Below are 22,357 nucleotides of genomic sequence, written 5' to 3'. Positions count from 1 at the left end.
AAGACTAATTTAAAACTAACAGCCTCTAAAAAAATACAGTATGATAAAGTTTATATTCTATAGTGAGGTGGACAACGTTGCAACTTCAGGTAATGAACAGTCCGTTTAATCAGGAGCAGGCGGAACTCCTAAATCGTCTTTTACCTACTTTTACTGAATCTCAAAAAGTATGGTTGAGTGGGTATCTTGCTGGAGCAGCTTCAGCGCCATTGGCTTCAGTCCTAGGAGTACCAAGCCAGCAAGGAACGACAGAGGGGACAGCTTCAAAAGAAGTGACCATTCTGTACGGATCACAAACAGGTAATGCACGAGGCTTAGCAAAAAAGGCAAGCACGACACTTGAGGGGAAAGGGTTCCAAGTAAGTGTTTCCGCCATGAGTGATTTTAAGCCAAACAATATTAAGAAAGTTAAAAATCTACTTATTATAGTTAGTACGCATGGAGAAGGCGATCCACCGGATAATGCTTTAACATTCCATGAGTTTCTACATGGCAAGCGGGCTCCGAAGCTTGAGGACTTAAACTTTTCAGTCTTATCGCTCGGAGATAGCTCTTATGAATTCTTCTGTCAAACGGGAAAACAATTTGACGCACGCTTGGAGGAACTAGGAGGTACTCGACTTTATCCGCGTTTCGACTGTGATCTTGATTACGATGAACCAGCAGCGGAATGGCTTGAAGGAGTTATCAGCAGCCTAGGAGAAGCAAAGGCTGGAATACCTGCATTAACTCAGGTAACATCTACGCAATCTGTAGAATCAACTTACTCAAGAACCAATCCGTTTAGAGCAGAAGTACTTGATAATCTCAATTTAAACGGCCGCGGATCAAATAAAGAAACACGCCATCTCGAGTTATCGCTAGAAGGGTCTGGCCTTAGTTTCGAACCAGGGGACGCGCTTGGAATCTATCCAGAAAATGATCCTGAACTAGTTGACCTTCTTTTAGAAGAATTGAAATGGAACCCAGAAGAAAGTGTAACCATTAATAAACAAGGTGAAGTACTTTCCTTGAAAGACGCGCTAAAATCTTATTATGAGATTACAACATTAACAAAACCACTGCTTGAAAAAGCAGCAAAACTTACGTTAAACAGCGACTTACAGGAACTGCTTAATGATAGCGAAAAAGTAAAATCCTATCTTGAAGGACATGATTTGCTTGATGTGGTTCGCGATTTTGGACCGGTGAATAGCTCTCCTGAAGAGTTTTTAGCGATTCTTAGAAAAATGCCTGCACGACTCTACTCGATTGCAAGCAGCTTAAATGCAAATCCGGATGAAGTTCATTTAACAATAGGTGCTGTCCGTTACAACGCGCACGGACGTGACCGTAAAGGTGTCTGCTCTATTTTTACTGCAGAACGTTTACAGCCGGGTGACACTGTGCCAATCTACATTCAACACAACGAAAACTTTAAACTCCCAGCGAATCCTGAAACCCCAATCATTATGGTTGGACCAGGAACAGGTGTGGCACCGTTCCGCTCCTTTATGCAAGAGCGTGAAGAAACTGGGGCAGAAGGTAAGTCTTGGATGTTCTTTGGAGATCAGCATTTCGTGACGGATTTCCTATATCAAACTGAATGGCAAAAATGGTTGAAAGACGGTGTATTAACTAGGATGGATGTTGCTTTTTCACGTGATACTGCTGAAAAAGTTTATGTTCAGCACCGTATGCTTGAACAAAGCAAAGAATTGTTCCAATGGCTTCAAGAAGGTGCTCACGTTTACATTTGCGGTGATGAGAAACATATGGCACATGACGTCCATCAAACACTTATTGCAATTATCGAAAAAGAAGGAAGCTTGAGCCGAGAAGAGGCAGAAGCCTACTTAGCAGATATGCAGCAGCAAAAACGATACCAGCGCGATGTCTATTGAGGTTGATTTCGTAAAGATTGTTGTTAAAATCTTAAAGCCGATTTTAACGTGGAAATAGTTATTTTGCGCTTTAGAATATAGTGTGCAGGCTCTTTTCTTATTGGAGGTATTCTATTTTCTGCGGAAACTTAGCATAATCATTATACTTTGTTCCATATAGAAACAAAGTATAAGAAAAGAGCCCTATTGATACAGTAGTGGAAGGAGATTTTTCATAAATGGTGAAGCAAAAATTAAAGGCACCTGAAGGCGCGCCAAGTGATGTAGAGCGTATAAAAAGAGAAAGTAACTTTTTACGCGGAACATTGAAAGAAGTAATGCTCGACCGAATCAGTGCAGGAATTCCAGACGATGATAACCGCCTAATGAAGCACCATGGCAGCTACTTACAGGATGACCGTGATCTCCGCAACGAGCGACAAAAGCAAAAGTTAGAGCCTGCATACCAGTTTATGCTTCGTGTTCGTATGCCAGGTGGTGTAGCTACTCCGGAACAATGGCTTGTCATGGATGACTTAGCAGAAAAGTATGGAAATGGAACTTTAAAATTAACTACGCGTGAAACATTCCAAATGCATGGCATTTTGAAATGGAATATGAAAAGCACCATTCAGGAAATTCATGCAGCTCTTCTAGACACGATTGCGGCTTGCGGAGATGTAAACCGTAATGTAATGTGTGCCTCAAACCCCTTTCAGTCTGAGGTTCACGCGGAAGTCTACGAATGGTCGAAAAAATTGAGTGATGACCTATTGCCGCGTACAAGAGCTTACCATGAAATTTGGCTGGATGAAGAAAAAGTGGCTGGAACACCGGACGTAGAAGATGTAGAACCAATGTATGGACCGCTTTATCTGCCGCGTAAATTTAAGATCGGTATCGCTGTACCGCCATCAAATGATATTGACGTTTTCTCACAGGATCTTGGGTTAATTGCGATTGTTGAAGAGGATAAACTTGTAGGCTTTAACGTGGCAATTGGCGGCGGAATGGGTATGTCTCATGGAGACAAAGAGACCTATCCGCAGCTTGCCAAGGTAATAGGCTTTGTTAAGCCAGAGCAAATCTATGATGTGGCTGAAAAAGTGATTACCATTCAACGTGATTACGGAAACCGCTCAGAACGTAAAAACGCACGTTTCAAGTACACTGTCGACAGATTAGGACTAGAGACTGTAAAGGAAGAACTAGAAGAGCGCCTTGGCTGGAGTCTTGGTGAAGCAAAGCCTTATCATTTTGATAACAATGGCGATCGCTATGGCTGGGTGAAGGGCATTAATGGAAAATGGCATTTAACACTTTTTATTGAAGGTGGACGTGTGGCTGATTTTGATGATTATAAACTGAAGACAGGCCTACGGGAAATTGCCAAGATACATACAGGTGATATCCGTCTGACTTCCAATCAAAATATAATCATTGCCAATGTATCAGACCAGAAAAAGAAGAAAATTAATGAATTGGTTGAACAATATGGTTTAACGGATGGTGAGCATATATCAGCACTCCGTCGCAGCTCGATTGCCTGTGTTGCTCTGCCAACATGCGGTTTAGCAATGGCAGAAGCTGAACGTTATTTGCCACGTCTAATCGACAAAATCGAGGATATTGTGGACGAAAACGGTCTTCGAGATAAAGAAATAACCATTCGTATGACAGGATGCCCGAACGGCTGTGCACGACATGCACTAGGGGAAATTGGCTTTATTGGGAAGGCGCCTGGCAAATATAATATGTACTTAGGAGCCGCTCATGATGGCAGCCGCTTAAGTAAAATGTACCGAGAAAACATTGGTGAAGAAGAAATATTGAGTGAACTAGGTGTCGTTCTTTCCCATTATGCGAAAGAACGTGAGCAAGACGAGCACTTTGGTGATTTTGTTATCCGTGCAGGTATTATCAAAGCAACAACAGACGGTACTAATTTTCATAATTAACGACGAAAAGAGACAGATTTCCTGTCTCTTTTTTTTATGGCTATTTTTCTGAATTTTTGAATTTCGTCTAGTTTTGTCACTTTTTAACTTGTTTTATCGAAACGATTTAATAGAATAAAAAAAATGCTATAATTCATTTCATGACATTAAAAGATTAAAGCATCTTGGTAATTTTATTTTTTTCAGAGGTGTATTTTGTAATGAGGATAGTAGATTTAGAAGAGGCAATAAACGAGAAGAGAGCTGAGATGATAGAATTAGGGATGGCAAAAGGCCTGTCTAGTGAAGAAACGGTACTATGCAGCCAGGAACTAGATAGATTGCTCAATGACTATAGAAGGTTAACAGCCATGCAAGGACGGTCTAATATTCCTTTATTTCGAGAAGAACTTTTAACCTTTATTCACAACTTGCAAAAATTAATGATGAGACCGTACAAACTATTACTTCCTTATAAGAGTAATAGGTTCTTCTAAGTTAATATGTATGCTAATAAAGGTATGTTTAGACCCACCCATTTGACCATGATGGGTCTTTTTTTTGCAAAAAATCTTACGTACGCTGGATCGTAGAGGAAGAGAAGCTTTTTACCATTTTCTGCAGGTTTCGATGTGCTTCTCTTAGTTTAATTGTTTCTTCGATGATTTTTTGGAATCCTTCAATATCTCTATCAGATGCATATAAAAGTGTCTTTGGAACTCCTTCAGCGATTTGTTGTAGGGTAATATCTTGGCTCATAGCAATGACCACCTTTCAACTTATTCATTAGACTGGCTTTTCGTCTACTTTAATAGTTTGAGGCAGAAGGTTGTTTCTCCTGCCATGACTGTAAAAAACTTGTCTACATGAATCACCAGATTCTTTTAGAAACAGCAACGTTCTAGCAAATAACGACGGGAATCCATCAAGACTGCTAGACCTTTGTAGAAAAATATTTAAAGAAAATTCAGTTAATATAAAACTGATACCACAATCAACCTCTATAAAAAACTATTTATGCTATCCTTATCTTAACAAAGAGGAAAGGAATGAATAAAAAGTATTCAGAATCAAAGAATAATAGTTGACTTAAGGAATGGTTGTAATATAATAAAACCAATGTATTTACTAGGGATTAAAAAGAGGTGAAATAACGATGTATTTAACGATAGAAAATATCCAGAAAAGTTTTGTTAATGATAGAAAAGAAAAAGTGAAAGTACTTGATGGAATAAATTTGAATGTTAAAAAAGGAAGCTTTGTTTCGATCGTTGGACCATCAGGATGTGGCAAGTCAACTTTACTATACCTTGTGGCGGGACTTGACAAAGCAGATAACGGCGAAATCCGTGTCGATGGAGACTTGGTATCAAAACCTGGCCCTGAAAGAGTAGTAGTATTTCAAGAAGCGGGTTTATTTCCTTGGCTGACTGTTTTAGAAAATGTAACCTACGGGCTGTTACTAAAAAAAATGCCAAAAGAAGAAGCGCAAGCTAAGGCACTTGATGTTTTAAAAATGGTTCACCTCAGTAAGTATGTGAATTCCTATCCTCACGAACTATCGGGCGGGATGAAGCAAAGGGTTTCCATTGCTAGAGCGTTAGTTATGGAGCCTGATATCCTGTTAATGGATGAGCCTTTTTCAGCACTAGATGAACAAACAAGAATGGTCCTCCATAAGGAACTGCTAGAAATTTGGAGAAAGACGAAAGTTACCATCTTCTTTATTACTCACAATATTAGGGAAGCAGTTCTTCTATCAGAAGAAGTGGTTGTTTTTGCCACACGTCCCGGAAGAATCAAGGAAATCATTCCTGTTCCAACCATGAAGGATGGAGTTACACCTGATAGTGTAACGTTAAATACGGAGCAAAGAATCTTATCCATCTTGCAAGAAGAAATCGAAAAAGTATTAAAGGAGGAAATGGGTGATGACTACAGCTTTAAGACGGATCATCTTCATCGCGGCGATAGCGGTGATATGGGAAGTCACATCTAGATTTTCCTCCCTTCCGGATTTTATGTTTCCCAGCCTATCCCAAGTACTCGAAACCCTTTTTAACGGCTTAATTAGTGGTCAAATCACATTGGCAATTGGAAAAAGTATGGGACGGATTCTCCTCGGGTTTACGATTGCAATTGTTGTGGGATTAATATTAGGGTACTTCATCTGGAGATACAAACTGGTCGAAGATACACTTGGTTTTGTGGTGACGGCTCTTCAATCGATTCCAAGTATTGTTTGGTTTCCGCTGGCCATTATCTGGTTTGGTTTAAATGATTTTTCCATCTTGTTTATTGTAACGATTGGTGCCACGTGGACCATGACGGTTAATGCAACGAGCGGTTTTAAGAATGTACCTCAGCTTTATCAGCGAGTTGCCAAGGTGTATGGTTCAAGTGGTTTTCATTTCCTTCGGACTGTTATCCTTCCGGCATCAGTACCGCAAATTATTTCAGGTCTGCGGATTGCATGGGCATTTTCATGGCGGGCCCTAATGGCCGGTGAACTTCTTGGCGGCGGAGGCGGACTTGGACAGCTGCTTGAAATGGGTCGTTCACTCGGTCAAATGGATTTAGTTATTTCTGTCATGATCATCATTGCGATAATTGGGACTATTGTCGATAATGTTGTTTTTTCAAGACTTGAACGAAATGTTGAAGTAAAATGGGGTATTCGAAAAAGAGCTTAATAAAATATAATAAGCCAGGAGAGAAAAAAATGTTAAAAAAATCTATGCTTTATCTATTTATCACGATTTTATTTGTAGGGCTTTTAAGCGGCTGTGCCCAATCTTCCAACGAAGATAAAGGCGATGGCGATGGTGGAGAAGTGAAAACCGTTAAGATTGGTTATTTTCCAAACCTAACTCATATCGCAACAATCGTGGCACTTGAAAACGGCTATTTTGAAGAAGCTTTCGGTAAGGATGTTACAATTGAAACAAAAACTGTTGCAAATGGCGGACTATTTATGGAAGCAATGGCAACCAAAGCAATTGATGTTGGTACAGTCGGACCTGGTCCATTACTTAACTTTTATGTAAAAAACAAAGAATATCACCTCATCTCAGGTGCCGTAAATGGCGGTGCTGTTCTAGTAGCTGCAGAAGGCAGCGGAGTTGAAAAATTAGCAGATTTAGATGGCAAAAAAGTAGCAATACCGGTAATAGGAAGCACACAGGATGTAATGTTACGTAAAGCACTAAAAGAAGCAGATTTAAAAGCGAAAACTAGCGGTGGTACAGTGGATTTATTTGCGGCAGCTCCTGCTGATACAGCTTCTCTATTTGTTCAAAAGCAAGTGGACGCAGCTGCAACACAAGAGCCTTGGGGGTATGTTCTAGAAAACCAAGCAAATGGTAAACTCCTTTTAGACTGGGATGAATTTGCATGGGGTAAGGAATCTACCAATACAGTCGTTGCTGCTAGGGCAGACTTTTTGAAAAATAAAGACATAGCAAAGCAGTATGTAGATGCTCATAAAAAGGCGGTAAAATTTATTCAGGACAATCCTGAAGAGAGCAAAGAAGTTGTCATGAAACATTTGAAAAATCTTACAGGTAAAGAGCTAAATAAAGATGAAGTAGATGCTGCATTCTCTCGTTTAGCAGTCACAACAGATGTTAATGAGAAAGTCATTCAAGAAATGGCAGATATCAGCAAAGAAGCTGGATATATTCCAAGCAGTGATATTAAAGGCTTAATCGACTTGTCATTATTGAAGTAATACGAAAGGTTTTGAACTCCATTATGGGTTCAAAACCTTTTTTTAAGGTAAAATAGGGTGGAATACATATAGGAAGGGATGGTAGAAATGAAATCAACGATTACATGGACAGGAGATATGGCTTTTACGGGTACAACACCGTCGGGACATGAATTAAGGATGGACGCTGCACCAGAGGTTGGAGGTCAAAATAGCGGTCCGAGACCGACAGAACTGCTGCTTTATTCGCTTGCAGGCTGTACAGGAATTGATATTGTGATGATATTAAAGAAAATGCGCTTAGAGTTAACGGGTTTTGCTATGGAAGTAGAGGGAGCACGTGCCGACACAGAACCGAAGAAATTTACTGATTTTCATATTCACTATTCAGTCGAAGGGGATCTGACAGAAGACAAGGTAGTCCGTGCTATCCAATTGTCAAAAGACAAATACTGCTCCGTATCCCATTCATTAAGCGCAAACATCGTTGCAAGTTATTCTATTAATGGGGTAAAAGGAAATCAAGTATTATAAAAAAGGGGATTCAGCTTTTGGCTGAATCCCTTACTTTGTCATAGTGATCATAAAATACTTTAAATAGTCGTTCGTCTCCGCCTCGATCAGGATGAAGGGCTTTTAATAGTTTCTTCAATTCTTTTTTGATAGTGTCACTATCTGCCCCAGGAGCTAATCCTAATATCGAGGATAAGGTCAATGGCGGAGTATCGGTAAGCTCATACTCGGCTTTAAGCATTCTTTTTAAGGAGCGATTTTTTGCTTGTTCAATTCGTATCGTTGTTTTTAGCTGCTCAATTTCTTCTTTCAACTTTTGGTTGTCACGGAACGTTTTTTCCCATTCGTGATAGTCGACTCCAAACTGCTTCGTTTTCTTCTCAATCTTTTTTTCCAAAATAAAAGAAGCTAAATCAATGGGAGTTATCGAGTATTCGAGATTTAGGTGCTTCGTTCTTCTAGCTTTAATTTTTCCATCGAGTATCCAACGAATGACAACTTGTTCACTGTCAGTAATACCCTCCGCTCGAAGCTGTTCGGTAACCTCTTTAACATTTAACATCAAATCAACTCATTCTACATTCGTCTAGTGTCTACTAAACAAATGTATCACATGGTAAATGTTACAGGTTTACAAGACTATTTAATTTATGTTAAAAAAAGTTTTCATTAACGATTATCGACTTTTTCAGGATAAAGGTCATGGTTCATCAAGCGGAAAGTAGCCATTTCCTCGAACTTGGTACCTGGCTTGCCATAGTTGCACCACGGATCAATGGAAATACCGCCGCGTGGCGTGAATTTACCCCAAACCTCAATATAGCGGGGATCCAAAAGCTTAATTAAATCGTTCATAATGATATTAACGCAATCCTCATGGAAATCACCATGATTTCTGAAGCTGAATAAATAGAGTTTTAGAGATTTACTCTCAACTATCTTTTTATCTGGAATGTATGAGATATACATCGTTGCAAAATCGGGTTGATGAGTAAGTGGGCAAAGACTAGTGAATTCCGGGCAATTAAATTTTACGAAATAATCACGCTCTGGGTGGAGATTATCGACTGCCTCCAACACCTCAGGTGCATATTCAAATGAGTATTGTGTATTTTGATTTCCTAGTAGTGTTAAATCCTTTAATCCTTCTTCGTGGGTGCGGCCAGACATAAAAAAACCTCCAGTAGTAATGTATATTCCAGTAAGTCCAAGCAATCAATCTATAACAACTAATGTGATAAAAACAAAAAGCCATGTCCGGTATGGACATGGCATAGAGTCATGTATCCATAGTTTTTTATAGAGGGTATCAGCTATGAACCTCTCCCGTGTAAGTACGGGTATTATCTTCTCCATATGATAAAGGACACTTTGCTAAACGTCAATTGAAAAATGTTGGACATAAAATAATCCCAATATTTAAAAGATTAACCTTTTACTTTTATTATGGTATCATACAAATAGAAAATAATAGAGGTTCTAGCACCCCTCGTTAAAAAAACTAAGATGAAGCAGTACTTCTATCTTGGGGTACTGCTTTTTCTATTTTGGAAGGAGTTTCCTTAAACATGTTAAAAGATGAAAAAGCCATTGTCGTATTTAGCGGCGGGCAGGACAGCACTACTTGTTTATTTTGGGCATTACAACAATTTAAAGAGGTGGAAGCCGTCACATTCGACTACAATCAACGGCATAGTTTAGAAATTGAATGTGCCAAAAATATAGCTAATGAACTAGGTGTAAAACACCATATTTTAGATATGTCTTTATTGAATCAGCTCGCACCCAATGCGTTAACACGCTCTGATATTGAAGTCAAAGACGGAGAAGAGGGTGAACTTCCTTCAACGTTTGTTCCAGGAAGAAACCTTTTGTTCCTTACCTTTGCCGGAGTACTAGCCCGTCAGGTTGGAGCAAAGCATTTAGTCACAGGTGTTTGTGAAACAGATTTCAGCGGCTACCCGGATTGCCGCGATATTTTTATTAAATCTTTAAATGTTACCTTGAATCTTTCCATGGATGATAACTTTGTCATCCACACACCATTAATGTGGCTCAATAAAGCGGAAACATGGGCATTAGCGGATGAATTAAATGCATTTGAATTTGTACGTGAAAAAACATTAACCTGCTACAATGGTGTTATTTCTGACGGCTGCGGCGAATGTCCTGCCTGTGTATTAAGAAAACGCGGACTCGATGACTTTCTTAGTAGGAGGTTTTAAGATATGTACGGCTTTAGAATCGTCGATAAACTACAAAAAATAGATGAAGATATTCAGCGCACAGAGTTGAAGTATCATAATAAGCGTGTATTAGTCAGCAAGGAATTTACTTTTGACGCGTCCCATCACCTGCACTGCTATGAAGGTAAATGCAAGAACCTGCACGGCCACACCTATAAAGTAGTCTTCGGAATTAGCGGCTATGTAGATGAAAGAGGATTACTGATGGATTTTGGCGATATCAAGGAAATTTGGAAAAATGAAATTGAAATTCACCTTGATCACCGTTATTTAAATGAAACCCTTCCACCAATGAATACTACGGCTGAAAATATCGTAGTTTGGATTTATGAAAAAATGAAAGAAGAATTAGCCAAAGAAGAAAACAAGGGTCGTTACATTGGAGCTAGAGTAGAATTTGTCCGCCTTTTTGAAACGCCAACGAGCTATGCAGAAGCAAGAAGGGAGTGGATGGAGGAATGAACAAAATTCCTGTACTAGAGATTTTCGGACCCACGATTCAAGGCGAAGGAATGGTGGTTGGTCAGGTTACCATGTTTGTTCGAACAGCCGGCTGCGATTACTCCTGCAGCTGGTGTGATTCAGCCTTTACGTGGGACGGCAGCGCCAAAGATGATATCAGACAGATGACCGCAGAAGAAATTTGGACAGAACTAAAGGGCCTTGGCGGGGACAATTTCTCCTTTGTTACCATCTCAGGGGGGAATCCTGCACTTTTAAAAAACCTAGATTCCCTAATTGATTTATGTAAAAGAAAACAAGATTAATATTGGAATTGAAACACAGGGGAGCAGATGGCAGGATTGGTTCTTAAAGATTGATGAACTCACCATCTCGCCAAAACCTCCAAGTTCAAAAATGGAAACTAATTTTGAAATTTTAGATTCTATTTTTATAAATTTAGATGATAACCAATTTAAAAATAATGTTAGTTTAAAAGTCGTTATTTTCGATGAAGCTGATCTCGAATATGCAAGAATGGTTCATAAGCGTTATGTAGGCATACCTTTTTATTTACAGGTAGGGAATGACGACATTACGAATGGAAATAATCAAGAACTAATTCAAAAGCTGCTTAATAAATATGAGTGGCTCGTCAATCGGGTAGTCGAAGACAGTCAGCTAAACAATGTCAAAGTACTGCCTCAACTGCATGCCCTGCTATGGGGTAATAAACGCGGTGTATAATCGAAAAGCCTTTGAGTACCAATTTTATTGATCTTTATGGGCTGGTCGATAAAAAGCTACTGATTCCCGCCTCTAGGTTAGCGGTAGGGTCCGCACTTATTGGTTGAGGGATCAGGTTAAGCACCTGAGCTGAAAAATAGGCGGAAAAATTCCGCCTATTGACTTGAAAAATTTGAAAATGGGAGATTTTCCTTTGATTAAGCGGAAAACCTCCCCTTATTTACCCCGAAACGAGCTCCACTCTGCCTCTAACCGGAAAATCTCCGCTTATTTTATTATGTGTTTTTATCAGCATGTTATTAACTACTGCTAGGCTAACACCGTAGACCATTAATAAAAATACAGTTTATTTTCTTTTATTAAGTTAAGATGAAGTTTGCTTTAAGAGTAGGTAAAAATACTAAAAATCGACACACACCCACCCAGGAAAAGTTTACAATCGGATAGGTAACTTAGGAGCAATAAAAAAACTGGAGGTGACATGGTATGAAGAACATTCTTCGAACCGCAGTCCAGCAAAGAAGGCAATTTCTTATAGATAAACTGCTTAAAGTGGGTGTGTTCAAAAAAGAAGATCGACATCTGTATGAATGGACCTTAAGTGACCTAGAGGAAGAATTCAGGTATATTGAAACAAGCAGTCTGGCAAAGGGAAAGATGGACCAAGATAACCAACTACAACAATAATGTTTATATACTTAGATAAACACAAACAAGGCCGGTTACATGACCGGCCATTTCCATATGAATTTACGTTTTTTCGGTACCTAACTCACCACGATCTGCAGCCATTGGCGGTTGTTCCATCCATTTATTATTAATCATGATATTAGCGCCATCCTCTGAATACAATTGAATTTCTAATGATAGTCTGTTATACATGACTCCCAAATCTATTCGAGGACTTTGAGCAACACCAGTACCGTAATAACCGATACTTAAGCCAATTAACCCAGTAGTAAAAAACATCATTAGTTTATCGGAAAATGTGTACGCTGTACTTGTTGTTACTTCAGCGGATAAGCTTGCCGGAACGGGGAGGTTACATTCCTCTAATTTTTTTCCAAATAATTTTATATGTTTCTTACCAATGTCGATCCCTCTTAACAAAAATTGTATAACATCCTTGTCCTGTGCGACCTGGCTAAATCCAATTAATGTGGCCACTCCTAAAATGTTGCGCTCGACATTTGCATATAGATTGCCTACTTCCGCGACAATTAATGGTCTTTTTTCACCGATTGCATCCCAAAGAAAGGCTTGCTTATTGACAAATTCCACCTTCTCCATTGGTAAATGAGGAGACCTTACATACAGCCCTTTTTCCAATAAAAGATCCTTTGAAACTTTGTACAATTGCATCGTTTCAGAAAGACATTCCATGTAATAATCAGTAATATCGGATCGTACCGCTGATGCGACGCTTGCTGAATAGGTGGTTAGACCAATCTTTGCCATTTGGTGGATAAATTGAAGAACATAACTGTCGGTATACAACTTCGGAGCCGTTAAATCAACATCCTCTTCTATTTTAAAACCATAAGGGACAGGAAAATCCTCCTCATTAAAAAAGACCGTTAATTTTTCAATATGTTTCGTTGATAACTGCAATGCAAATTCAATTATAGGTTTAATTTCTGGGTCTTCCACCTTTTCTAAGAAAAAGGTAAGGACACAAGCGCTGCCGCTGTCATTCATGTATTGAGCCCAAAGCTGAGCAAGTTCTGCAGCTGTAATCATTACTTTCTTATCTATTTCCATTATTCCACCTCCAATTATCGGATACCTACTTCCATCATTTCCTTTAATAACAAATATATGTATGATTGTTTCTGCAAAAAAATTGTTACTTTTTTGAGCAGAAAACCATAAGAGAGGCAGGTGCTCTAATTTTTAATGATAGTTTAGTCCTATAGAATGTAAGGCTTATTTCTCATTAACTTTCATAAATTTCGTTTTAAAATAGAGCAATACGTAAAAAGATAATGTAAGTTAGTAGAATTAAAGGTGGTTAAGACGTGGGACGAATGGAACAAAGACAGCAAAGAAGGGCGTCTAAACAAAGGGATTGGAGTAAGTTCTTAAAAAAGGATTTAGTTAAGAAGTTGCTCATTGCAGGGATTGTTGCTGCTTTATGCGGATTTCTCATCGTAAATATCTTTATTTGGACCAGTGATGTAAGTAAATTAAACAAACCAGCTCCACAGCCGACGATTATTTATGATCAGAATGGGAAGATTGCTAGTAAGATTTCCAATTCGAGTATTGAAGGTGTGGGGATTAAACAAATACCAAAAGAAATGATTCATGCTGTTGTTGCAACAGAGGATCAACGTTTTTACAAGCATAATGGAATTAATTATTTTGCGATTATGAAGGCTTTTTTCAAAAATATGTTGAGCGGTGACATTGTTGCCGGAGGGAGTACCGTTACACAGCAGCTGGCCAAGAATGCATTTTTGACGCATGAACGTACCTATACAAGGAAGGTCAAAGAAGTTATTATTACGAAGAAAATTGAACGTACCTACTCAAAAGATGAAATCATGGAGAGGTATTTAAATCAAATCTATTTTGGCGAGGGAGCATGGGGGATACAACGTGCGGCTAAAACCTACTTCGGAAAAGAAGCAAGTGAACTAACCTTAAGCGAATCTGCCATGCTCGCGGGGCTAATTAAAGCACCTTCTATACTATCACCATTTAAAAATATGGAAAAGTCTGTTGAGCGTCGAGATCTTGTATTAGCCTTGATGGAAAAGGAAGGATATATTAGCCAAGACGATGTTGAAAAAGCAAAGGAACAGCCTGTTGTGTTAAATGAAGATAAAGTGGAAGACGAGTATGATGGCAAGTATCCTTATTATGTTGACCATATTATCGAAGAAGCCATGAAGAAATATCAGCTGACCAAAAATGAAGTTCTGTCAGGCGGGCTTCATATTTATACAGAATTAAATCCTGCAATTCAGAAGGCCACAGAGGAAGTTTATCAGAATGGTAATCTTTTCCCAGAGAGTCCAGAGGATCAACTCCTTCAAAGCGGGGCGATACTAATTGATCCTGAGAATGGCGGTATTCAAGCACTAGTTGGAGGAAGAGGTGAGCATACCTTTTTAGGATTCAACAGGGCTACCCAATTAATTCGACAGCCAGGTTCGACTATGAAACCATTAGCTGTATACACACCTGCGTTAGAGCAAGGTTATGAAATATTTGATCTGTTGGAAGATAAACCATTGGATATTGGCGGATACCAGCCTCAGAATTATGATAAGCAATATCGAGGTCAGGTAACAATGTATGATGCGGTCGTAAATTCGTACAATGTTCCTCCTGTTTGGTTATTAAATGAGATTGGCTTGGAAAAGGGCACGAAGGCTGTGGAAAAATTCGGTATACCTTTACAAGAAGAAGATCGAGCACTTGGGATTGCCCTAGGTGGTATGCACGATGGAACCTCACCGTTAGCAATGGCACAAGCCTACAGTGCTTTTGCTAATAATGGAAACATGGTGGAAGCACACTCTATCCAAAAAATTGTAGACGCAGAAGGCAAGGTTATTGCTAAATGGAAGAGCAAATCAACTACAGTGATAAAACCAGAAATCGCTCAAAAAATCACCTACATGCTAAAAGGTGTTGTTGAAGAAGGTACTGGGAAGAATGCTTTCTTAGATGGTTTTGATGTTGCCGGTAAAACAGGATCCACACAGCTGCCATTTGCAATCGACGCGGGAACAAAGGATCATTGGTTTGTTGGATATACGCCTGACATCGTCGGAGCAGTTTGGCTCGGTTATGATCAAACCGATGAAAATCACTACTTAGCCACATCCAGCAGTGGTACCACACCAGTTATTTTTAAAGAAATACTATCAAAAGCAAAATCAGAGCTATCTAATGAAAAATTTGCCTTAACAAGCATTGAAAAAAAATACAAAAATGAAATCAAAAAGATGAAAGAAAAAGAAGAAAAAGCAAGGAAAGAGCAGGAAAAGGAAAAAGAAAAGCAAGAGAAAAACAATGGAAAGGGAAAGGGCAATAAGGAAAAGAACAAGGGGAAAAAGGATAAAGATAAAGATGAAGAAGATGAAAATGAAGAAGATGAGGATGAATAAAAGTTAATTAGTGGTTTAAAAGGCTGTGCTGGAGTAGTTCCTCTTTTGCGGTGTAACATCTTTTGTATTTATTAATTGAAAGACCAAATCACATCCGATTTGGTCTTGTTTATTACCTTTTGAAAGGTTAGGAATTAAATCTTTGCCCCGGATAAAATACCTCGTTGATCTCCCAAGACTCAACTATCCTGTGGGCAATGTTAGGATTATAGCCCATACCCATAAGGTAGGTAATAGCTGCAACCTCTCTTAATGCATGAGCATAAGAAGTGTGTTTTGCTTCATGTAATCCATATTGTACAAAAGGCTCGACAGTTCTTAGTACCGTGTGTTTATTTGGGTTTGGGGCATATTGATGAGCTTGATTAAAGTGATAAGGATTGTATTGATAAGGGTTATACAAATTACAGTCATCTCCCTAATAATTAATTAGTAAATTCCTCATTAGTCTATGTATGAGTTAAGGTGTATGTAACTGATTCTGTGAGTTTGGCTAATTTGATTTTCAAGTCGCTCATAAGATAGTTTGAGAATAGGATTATTTGGGATAATTGCAAAATGTTTTCATGTAGGGAATAGAAGGAATTTATCAAGATGTGGCGAAAAACGTATATCATAAAACTTTGGGGGAGGGACAATAATGAGTTTAAGAGATAAAACGATTGAAGAATTAGAAGAGATAGAAGAGGAACTGAATGAGCAGGAAGAGGAGCACGGTTATACTAATTATTCAATGAAAATTGATGTGTACAAGGAAATGTACCGAAAACTCTCCCTGCTTGTCCGGCAACACAATGAGGATGTTCAAAGCTCGCTTGATTATGTAAAACGAAAATTGATTTACTGCCTCATTCATTATGGAACGTATTTGAAGACCGAATATCAAAAAGATGATTACTTGGCGACTCGCTGCTTGGAGGAAGCGTTAAAGTACGATAAAACAAATCCATTGGCAGCCTATCGACTAGGTTTCTTGTCTTATAAATTTAATGATTATACAAAAGCGATTCAATATTTCCGAAATGCATTGGATAATGATCATTACCATAAACAGCATCTCTATCAATTAAATGAACAGCAGCAGTTAAATGCCCATTTGTACTTAACCAATTGTGCGTTGCATATTGCCAAGGAAACGTATGAAAAAATGAATCAATTACCACTTGCGAAGACGCAGGAAATACCGAAACAGGAGTTATCTCCATTGTTCAGCAGTTTAATAGAAAATGAACAATATTTAATGCGCCATGCGTTTTATAAGGTGAATAAAGATGGAAGAACGACTTGTTCTAAAGCAGAATGTGAGAAACTAATTTCCAGGCCGCCGCATGATACCCTGCTAGTTTATTTTAGTGATCGGACGATTATGGCTTTTTTTAACGGGAAGGAAGCTTCACTCACTCAGGATCAAGGAAACATGCTGAGTTACTTTCTATTAAATAGTTCAGAAGCGGTGCCAGCCACAAGGCATGATTTATCAGTTGTCGATACGATTATTCCAAACACGTATATTACAAATGTGGGGAGACTGCGTCGGAAATTAATGCAGCAAGGATTTCCATCCATGATACAAACCAAAAGGTATCATAATGAAACAGGCTACTATTATGATGGAACTTATCCATTTTATATCATGTATCGATCAGACGAAGAAATTGAATATCGTTAAAATAGCGATGACTTTGGTTATCGTCTTTTTTAGTTTAAAGGGTCCCTTCACACTAAAAATAAATTTTGAATATTCATTTGTAAAATGAATATTAGTTAAGTAGGTATTTTAACTTAAAGACCTTCAAAATGGAGGGGATCCTTTGAAAATTGAATACCAGCATACTTTTGGTTTGCCGAGAAAGGTTGTCTGGAAGTACATCAAGGATGAAAAGGTTCTAGGAAGTGCAATCCCTAGCTGCAGAACGTTTGTTCAAAGCTCAAAGGGATTTTACCAAGCTGAAATTGATGTTAACATAGGTCCATTAAAGGATGTTTTTACACTCGAGGTTAGTTTGGAAAAGGAACAGGTCCCGTCATATTTTCAATTGCTTCTGAAAGGTAGAGGTAATTTAGGGGAGATCAGCGGCAACGGGGAGATATTTTTCAATGACCAACAGGGAAGCACACAGCTCAATATACGTGCCGAAGTGAAAGTCTCAGGAACCCTGTCTGGTGCAGCAGAGCGAGTCATAAGTGGAGGAGCAAACAAGGGAATAGAGAAATTTTTTCTGAGTGTAGAAAAAGAAATAAAGAAAAACCTTTATCTTTTGCGAAAAGGTCGAAAATGAGAAAGAGCAACGTCATTGAGCGTTGCTTTTTCTCATTATTTATTCATGCTCTGGGTAATCAGCTAATTCTTTGATTCCTTCAATCCAATCCTTGAAATTAGCATATTTGTTTGCATCAAAACCAAAGTGCTCTTTAATTAAAGTAATGGATTCAAGTTCAGTTTCATGAACAATTCCGTCTGAATATACTAAGCGAAGGATTTCAGTTAGAACAATATGTTTGGAGCGTTCCTCTTTAAAAACCTTAAGAATATCATCAATCGCTAAGCCTTTGATTTTATAATCATCAAGATCCATTTCCTTTTTATACTTCGCGATAACAGGATTTTCAAATACCGAGAATTTCCCATCAATGGTGGCCATTAGATATGCTAACTCAAGAAACGCTTCTTTCTCCTCTTGTTGAAGCTTTGTCAAAAACATTATGTGTAGCTCCTTTTTCAATAAATGAATTATGTTACTAGACATCTTACCAAGTTTAAATACCTTTTGTCTATTCTTTAAATGGTGGAAAAAGGAAAATTTTAATTAAAAAGCGAATAAGAATAAGATTAGGCAAAAAAGGGGGTAGAATGTTCTGGAAATACTTCTTCCTATGTTTGTAACATCTTTTGATTGGAGTATTGTTGTTTGTTAATTTTGTTTTTTTTAGTCACTTTTTTTATTGGAGAGTCTTATCAAAAGAGACAAAACAGTAAATAGTCTGAGGATCATGAACTGTCAAACTTTATTTAAAATAGGCTATAACTATTAAAACATATTAAAGGAGAACAATGCTTTTGCTTAAAACAGGAAGTTGCGTACTGGTTGAACTGAAACCAAAAGATTTTTACGATATAAAAAAACTTTATATTAATGAGGAAGATTGAAAGGAAAATATGCAATGAAACAAAAATTACTTAGAGTTGGTACTACTTATTTACCAGTCAGTAATGTAGACCTTTCATCTGAATGGTATGTAACCAATTTAGGTGCAGTATTAAACTATAAAGATAAAGACAAAGCTATACTTGATTTTGCCAATCAAAGTATTTTTCTCGTAAAGGCACAGGAAAATCAAAGCGCTAACTTCTATAATTCCTACGGTGAAGAGTGTTTCTCCATGACATTCGAAGTGAATGGACTAAATGTTCTTGAAGACATTCATCGGGAGTTTAAAGAAAAAGAAATTAAAGTGGGAGTTATTGAGAATAGAGGACATAGCGGAAGAAACTTTGTTTTCTATGATCCTGATGGTAATAAATTCGATGTGTGGAGTGAACTTAGCCCAATATTTAAAGAGAAATTTCTTACTTAACGGGGGTTAAACTTAATGATAAAACTGGGAAATGAAGCGGAAATTGTCATTGCGCACAAACTAATGCAAGAGGCATTTGAAGAGTATCGATTTCTTGAAGTACCTTCAAGTGCGATTAATGAACCTGTCGATTCTTTGAGGAATTCTTTTCGTAATGGTTCAGAAAAATTTATATTATGTTACATAGATGGGAATCCACTTGGGTCTTTACGATTTAAAACGAAAGGTCAAACTTTATATTTTTCTAGAGTATCGGTTCCACCTTATGCGAGAGGAAGAGGAATAGCAAAATCAATGCTTTCTTGGCTCGAGGATTATACTAAAAAAGAGGGAATTCATAAACTACAATGTAAAGTTAGAAGCAGCCTGACTCATAATGTGCTTTTATATCAATCTATTGGTTATACCGTTACGGAAGAGGAAATGGTTACGAATCCTGATAAATTCCCAGTGAGCATAGTTGTGATGGAAAAACTATTAGAGCAATAACTGATGTTCAAAAAGGAGTGCTTAGTTAAGGGTTAAAGAAAGGGCAGGTTTGGTAGCGATGGTTCAAGAAACAACATTACATATATTAAATGGACGAGCAATGTACGATATTTTTAAAAAGAAGAGTTTCCTGCAGGGTCAAAAGATGATTCCTTTTAACGAAGCAATGTGTTTTGGGGAAACAACAGAAGACCTATTCACACCGGAATTCGTCGAAAAACGTGCAAAGGTTCATCACGTATCTCCAGAAAAATATACTGATATTACGTTAAACCCATTAAAGCCACTCTTTAGTAATGGTTTTACCCACATAGAACTCTGGTTTGACATGGATATGTTTTGTCAAATCAATATCCTCACGATTCTTGCTTGGCTTGACAAAAAGGGTCACAGTAAGCCCATTGACCTGCATATTGTTGGCGATAAGTTTGAACCTATTGAAAATTACACTTTAATGGCAGCAGGTTATTATGAACTTTTTATGGAAGTATTGGTACATAAAACGCTCCCTGAATCAATCCATCTAGTCCCCTTAAGGAGGGGCGTTGAGTTGTATTTAACTTATCTTCATGAGGACAGTAACCTAATGATGTATATTAAAAATAACCAACTTATGACGGAAAAAGAACTTGTATATGCCCTCTTAGAAAATTTCAAAGAGTATGGATTAGGCGATGTACAATATCTAGAAATTATTAGGGCGCACCGTTCTACATGAAATATTAAAATGATAAGAGGGGATAAAATCAATGTTTATTGTCAATGTAGAAGGTGCAATTAGGAAAGGATAGCATTCAACCAGAAGAAATGAAGATATCAGTCTAATTGTTTCTTAAACTGGTTTTTGTGAAGAGGCAGACGAACTTATATATGTTAATCAAATAATTTCTTAATAGTGAATGGAACGTCTCTGTGCAAAGCAGAGACGTTTTTTCTTTGTCCATTGTTTGACTATATGGTGACTGAAATAATTACGGAATATCCAATTTATTTCCAGTAAATAATATGTTATACCGAAATAATTAATGTAAATAGAAAAAACGGAGCTGATGAGGTGCACTTATTTTTGAATAGCTTGTTTCTCATTGCCGGATTGAAATGGGGTGATTGGAGGAACTGGTCTAAATACCATGCCACCATATTATTCTTTTGGTTTGGTGACTTACTTTATAATGTTCTATGTAAAAATCATCTTATGTGGGAGTACAAGGAGACGATCTTTGGTCAAAATTTCTTACCTAATCATCTTACTGTTTCATTATTAATCATGTTTGTTGCTTATCCAGCATCGGTGTTAATTTATCTGGGAAATTTACCAGAAAAGACAATAAAAGTGGTTTTGTGGTTACTTTTCTGGGTCGCTCTATTTTCACTAGTAGAATACATAAATTTGCGTTACTTTGATTTAGTTATGCATCACAACGGCTGGACAATGGCATGGTCCGTTTTATTCAATTTGATCATTTTTTCTATGCTGCTTTTACATTATAAACGTCCCATTGCAGCATTGATCATCTCCATTCCAATCATTTTATTCTTTGTCATATTTTTTAAAGTACCGATTTATTAACAGAAATGAGAATATATTACGCAATGTAGAAAAAACTAAAGGGAAAATAAGGTTAAGGGGTATAAACATGGATTTAATGAAGCCAATTAACATTAGCTCAGATAAATTAGCTCCAGAAAACCCGTTTACGGCTGTCGAAATGGGAAAGCTATGGGCTACCTATGTAGGGAATAGTATGTCTCATAAGATATTACAGTATTTTCTAAAGCATGTTGAAGATGAGCATATCAAAACACTACTAGAGAATGGTCTTGCACTCACTGTTGACTTTATGCAAACAATTGAGAAGTTTTTAAAAAAAGATGACTTCCCAATTCCTGTAGGATTTACACAAGAGGACGTAAATCTAGGTGCCCCTCGCTTATTCGAAGACCAATTTTATGTGCATTATTTGAAATATGCTGCCAAAGCGGGACTTAGTTTATATGCGATTGCCATTCCTATGATGATGAGAGAGGACGTACGAGAATTTTTCATCCATTGTAATGAAACGACCACCATTCTGTTGGGGCAGATTAACAACGTTTTGATTGAGAAAGGTTATATCATGAGACCGCCAACCATTCCAGTGCCCAAAAAAGTGGACTTTATTAAAAAGGAAAACTATTTGAATGGTTTCTTCGGTGATGTTCGACAATTACATGCGCTCGAAATCACTCATCTTTATGATAATATTGAGAACAATATTACAAGTAAAGCTCTATTAATTGGTTTTAGCCAAGTTGCAAAAAAGGAGAAAGTAAGACAATTTTTTATAAGAGGAAAAGCGATTACCGATCGGGAAGTTCAGAATTTTCAAGATAAACTACATAAGGAAAATTTGCCGTTTCCATCCCAGATTGACCATTTGGTGACTGCGTCTACTTTTTCGCCATTTTCAGATAGACTTATGGTATTTCACAAAGTAGATATGTTTTCGATTAAAATTCGGTCATTCGCAAACTCAATGGCCGTAAATGGACGTAGAGATATTGGTTTAATGTATTTGAAAGCACTTTCTGAGGTTTCTTTATTTGTGGAGGACGGGGCAAATATTATGATTGATCATGGGTGGATGGAACAGCCTCCAAAAGCCATTGATCGTGATGAATTGTCATCTAAATAGTCTGATTTGATATCTTGGATGATCTTTTAACGTAAAGGAAG

Annotated in this window: 23 protein-coding genes, 1 pseudogene and 1 riboswitch; of the genes and pseudogenes, 19 read left to right on the top strand and 5 right to left on the bottom strand. The window is 37.8% G+C overall.

Features of this window, described 5'->3' with window-relative positions; all coding sequences use genetic code 11:
• Positions 1 to 77: 77 nt before the first annotated feature.
• The 3 genes from QFZ28_RS17615 (at position 78) to QFZ28_RS17605 (ending at position 4,296) form a co-directional block, all read left to right on the top strand.
• Positions 78 to 1,883: an assimilatory sulfite reductase (NADPH) flavoprotein subunit gene (locus tag QFZ28_RS17615; RefSeq protein WP_307195852.1), complete on the top strand. Its 1,806-nt coding sequence runs from the start codon at positions 78 to 80 to the stop codon at positions 1,881 to 1,883.
• A gap of 218 nt (positions 1,884 to 2,101) precedes the next feature.
• The gene (gene cysI / locus QFZ28_RS17610) at positions 2,102 to 3,820 is read left to right on the top strand and encodes an assimilatory sulfite reductase (NADPH) hemoprotein subunit (RefSeq protein ID WP_307195851.1); all 1,719 of its coding nucleotides are present in this window, start codon (positions 2,102 to 2,104) and stop codon (positions 3,818 to 3,820) included.
• Between the two features lie 200 nt (positions 3,821 to 4,020).
• Positions 4,021 to 4,296, top strand: coding sequence for an aspartyl-phosphate phosphatase Spo0E family protein (locus QFZ28_RS17605; protein ID WP_307195850.1), 276 nt, complete (start codon positions 4,021 to 4,023; stop codon positions 4,294 to 4,296).
• Between the two features lie 76 nt (positions 4,297 to 4,372).
• On the opposite strand, the gene QFZ28_RS17600 is transcribed toward QFZ28_RS17605, so the two are convergent.
• On the bottom strand, positions 4,373 to 4,558 hold the full coding sequence (locus tag QFZ28_RS17600) for a hypothetical protein (protein ID WP_307195849.1): 186 nt from the start codon (positions 4,556 to 4,558) through the stop codon (positions 4,373 to 4,375).
• A 397-nt stretch (positions 4,559 to 4,955) separates the two neighbouring features.
• Between QFZ28_RS17600 and QFZ28_RS17595 the strand changes: the two genes are divergently transcribed.
• From QFZ28_RS17595 to QFZ28_RS17580, 4 genes are all read left to right on the top strand, one after another.
• Positions 4,956 to 5,798 carry an ABC transporter ATP-binding protein gene (locus tag QFZ28_RS17595; RefSeq protein ID WP_307195848.1) on the top strand — a complete coding sequence of 281 codons (843 nt, stop codon included), beginning with the start codon at positions 4,956 to 4,958 and terminating at the stop codon, positions 5,796 to 5,798.
• Positions 5,731 to 6,492 (top strand): ABC transporter permease, encoded by a 762-nt coding sequence (locus QFZ28_RS17590; RefSeq protein ID WP_307195847.1) that lies wholly within the window; start codon positions 5,731 to 5,733, stop codon positions 6,490 to 6,492. Before QFZ28_RS17595 ends, QFZ28_RS17590 begins: the two co-directional genes overlap by 68 nt.
• A 29-nt stretch (positions 6,493 to 6,521) precedes the next feature.
• Positions 6,522 to 7,529, top strand: coding sequence for an aliphatic sulfonate ABC transporter substrate-binding protein (locus QFZ28_RS17585; protein WP_307195846.1), 1,008 nt, complete (start codon positions 6,522 to 6,524; stop codon positions 7,527 to 7,529).
• An 87-nt stretch (positions 7,530 to 7,616) separates the two neighbouring features.
• On the top strand, positions 7,617 to 8,042 hold the full coding sequence (locus QFZ28_RS17580) for an OsmC family protein (protein WP_307195845.1): 426 nt from the start codon (positions 7,617 to 7,619) through the stop codon (positions 8,040 to 8,042).
• 10 nt (positions 8,043 to 8,052) lie between these two features.
• On the opposite strand, the gene QFZ28_RS17575 is transcribed toward QFZ28_RS17580, so the two are convergent.
• Together QFZ28_RS17575 and queF are read right to left on the bottom strand one after the other, a co-directional pair.
• On the bottom strand, positions 8,053 to 8,583 hold the full coding sequence (locus tag QFZ28_RS17575) for a J domain-containing protein (RefSeq protein WP_307195844.1): 531 nt from the start codon (positions 8,581 to 8,583) through the stop codon (positions 8,053 to 8,055).
• A gap of 107 nt (positions 8,584 to 8,690) precedes the next feature.
• Complete coding sequence (gene queF / locus QFZ28_RS17570; RefSeq protein WP_307195843.1) at positions 8,691 to 9,191, bottom strand: preQ(1) synthase; 501 nt, start codon at positions 9,189 to 9,191, stop codon at positions 8,691 to 8,693.
• Between the two features lie 113 nt (positions 9,192 to 9,304).
• Positions 9,305 to 9,351: riboswitch (PreQ1 riboswitch) on the bottom strand.
• A gap of 238 nt (positions 9,352 to 9,589) precedes the next feature.
• Between queF and queC the strand changes: the two genes are divergently transcribed.
• The 4 genes and pseudogenes from queC to QFZ28_RS17550 all read left to right on the top strand — a co-directional run bounded on the left by queC (position 9,590) and on the right by QFZ28_RS17550 (position 12,142).
• Complete coding sequence (gene queC, locus QFZ28_RS17565) at positions 9,590 to 10,246, top strand: 7-cyano-7-deazaguanine synthase QueC (protein WP_307195842.1); 657 nt, start codon at positions 9,590 to 9,592, stop codon at positions 10,244 to 10,246.
• Between the two features lie 3 nt (positions 10,247 to 10,249).
• Entirely contained in the window at positions 10,250 to 10,729 is a 480-nt protein-coding gene (gene queD, locus QFZ28_RS17560; protein ID WP_307195841.1) for a 6-carboxytetrahydropterin synthase QueD, read from the top strand.
• Positions 10,726 to 11,455 (top strand): annotated as a pseudogene (queE, locus tag QFZ28_RS17555) (7-carboxy-7-deazaguanine synthase QueE). The gene queD and the pseudogene queE overlap by 4 nt, the downstream one beginning before the upstream one ends.
• A gap of 486 nt (positions 11,456 to 11,941) precedes the next feature.
• On the top strand, positions 11,942 to 12,142 hold the full coding sequence (locus tag QFZ28_RS17550) for a Fur-regulated basic protein FbpA (protein WP_307195840.1): 201 nt from the start codon (positions 11,942 to 11,944) through the stop codon (positions 12,140 to 12,142).
• A gap of 63 nt (positions 12,143 to 12,205) precedes the next feature.
• On the opposite strand, the gene QFZ28_RS17545 is transcribed toward QFZ28_RS17550, so the two are convergent.
• Positions 12,206 to 13,216, bottom strand: a complete 1,011-nt coding sequence (locus tag QFZ28_RS17545; protein WP_307195839.1) for a DUF3231 family protein — start codon at positions 13,214 to 13,216, stop codon at positions 12,206 to 12,208.
• 266 nt (positions 13,217 to 13,482) lie between these two features.
• Here QFZ28_RS17545 and QFZ28_RS17540 point away from each other — a divergent pair, with 266 nt between their 5' ends.
• From QFZ28_RS17540 to QFZ28_RS17530, 3 genes are all read left to right on the top strand, one after another.
• Positions 13,483 to 15,576, top strand: a complete 2,094-nt coding sequence (locus QFZ28_RS17540) for a transglycosylase domain-containing protein (protein ID WP_307197054.1) — start codon at positions 13,483 to 13,485, stop codon at positions 15,574 to 15,576.
• 640 nt (positions 15,577 to 16,216) lie between these two features.
• Positions 16,217 to 17,245, top strand: coding sequence for a hypothetical protein (locus QFZ28_RS17535; protein WP_307195838.1), 1,029 nt, complete (start codon positions 16,217 to 16,219; stop codon positions 17,243 to 17,245).
• 142 nt (positions 17,246 to 17,387) lie between these two features.
• Entirely contained in the window at positions 17,388 to 17,855 is a 468-nt protein-coding gene (locus QFZ28_RS17530) for a CoxG family protein (protein ID WP_307195837.1), read from the top strand.
• Between the two features lie 39 nt (positions 17,856 to 17,894).
• On the opposite strand, the gene QFZ28_RS17525 is transcribed toward QFZ28_RS17530, so the two are convergent.
• On the bottom strand, positions 17,895 to 18,278 hold the full coding sequence (locus QFZ28_RS17525; protein ID WP_307195836.1) for a hypothetical protein: 384 nt from the start codon (positions 18,276 to 18,278) through the stop codon (positions 17,895 to 17,897).
• Positions 18,279 to 18,738: 460 nt separating this feature from the next.
• Between QFZ28_RS17525 and QFZ28_RS17520 the strand changes: the two genes are divergently transcribed.
• The 5 genes from QFZ28_RS17520 to QFZ28_RS17500 all read left to right on the top strand — a co-directional run bounded on the left by QFZ28_RS17520 (position 18,739) and on the right by QFZ28_RS17500 (position 22,316).
• A complete protein-coding gene (locus QFZ28_RS17520) occupies positions 18,739 to 19,152 on the top strand; it encodes a VOC family protein (RefSeq protein WP_307195835.1) in 414 nt (137 codons plus the stop codon).
• A 15-nt stretch (positions 19,153 to 19,167) separates the two neighbouring features.
• Positions 19,168 to 19,641, top strand: coding sequence for a GNAT family N-acetyltransferase (locus QFZ28_RS17515; RefSeq protein ID WP_307195834.1), 474 nt, complete (start codon positions 19,168 to 19,170; stop codon positions 19,639 to 19,641).
• A 49-nt stretch (positions 19,642 to 19,690) separates the two neighbouring features.
• A complete protein-coding gene (locus tag QFZ28_RS17510; RefSeq protein ID WP_307195833.1) occupies positions 19,691 to 20,359 on the top strand; it encodes an AraC family transcriptional regulator in 669 nt (222 codons plus the stop codon).
• A gap of 348 nt (positions 20,360 to 20,707) precedes the next feature.
• Entirely contained in the window at positions 20,708 to 21,211 is a 504-nt protein-coding gene (locus tag QFZ28_RS17505) for a CBO0543 family protein (RefSeq protein WP_307195832.1), read from the top strand.
• 67 nt (positions 21,212 to 21,278) lie between these two features.
• A complete protein-coding gene (locus QFZ28_RS17500) occupies positions 21,279 to 22,316 on the top strand; it encodes a DUF3231 family protein (RefSeq protein WP_307195831.1) in 1,038 nt (345 codons plus the stop codon).
• Positions 22,317 to 22,357 lie beyond the last annotated feature (41 nt).

This window comes from Neobacillus niacini, from assembly GCF_030817695.1.
In the GTDB taxonomy this organism is placed as follows: Bacteria; Bacillota; Bacilli; order Bacillales; family Cytobacillaceae; genus Neobacillus; species Neobacillus niacini_F.
The sequence above is the reverse complement of the archived record's forward strand: the minus strand, read 5'-3'. Positions and strand labels throughout refer to the sequence as shown.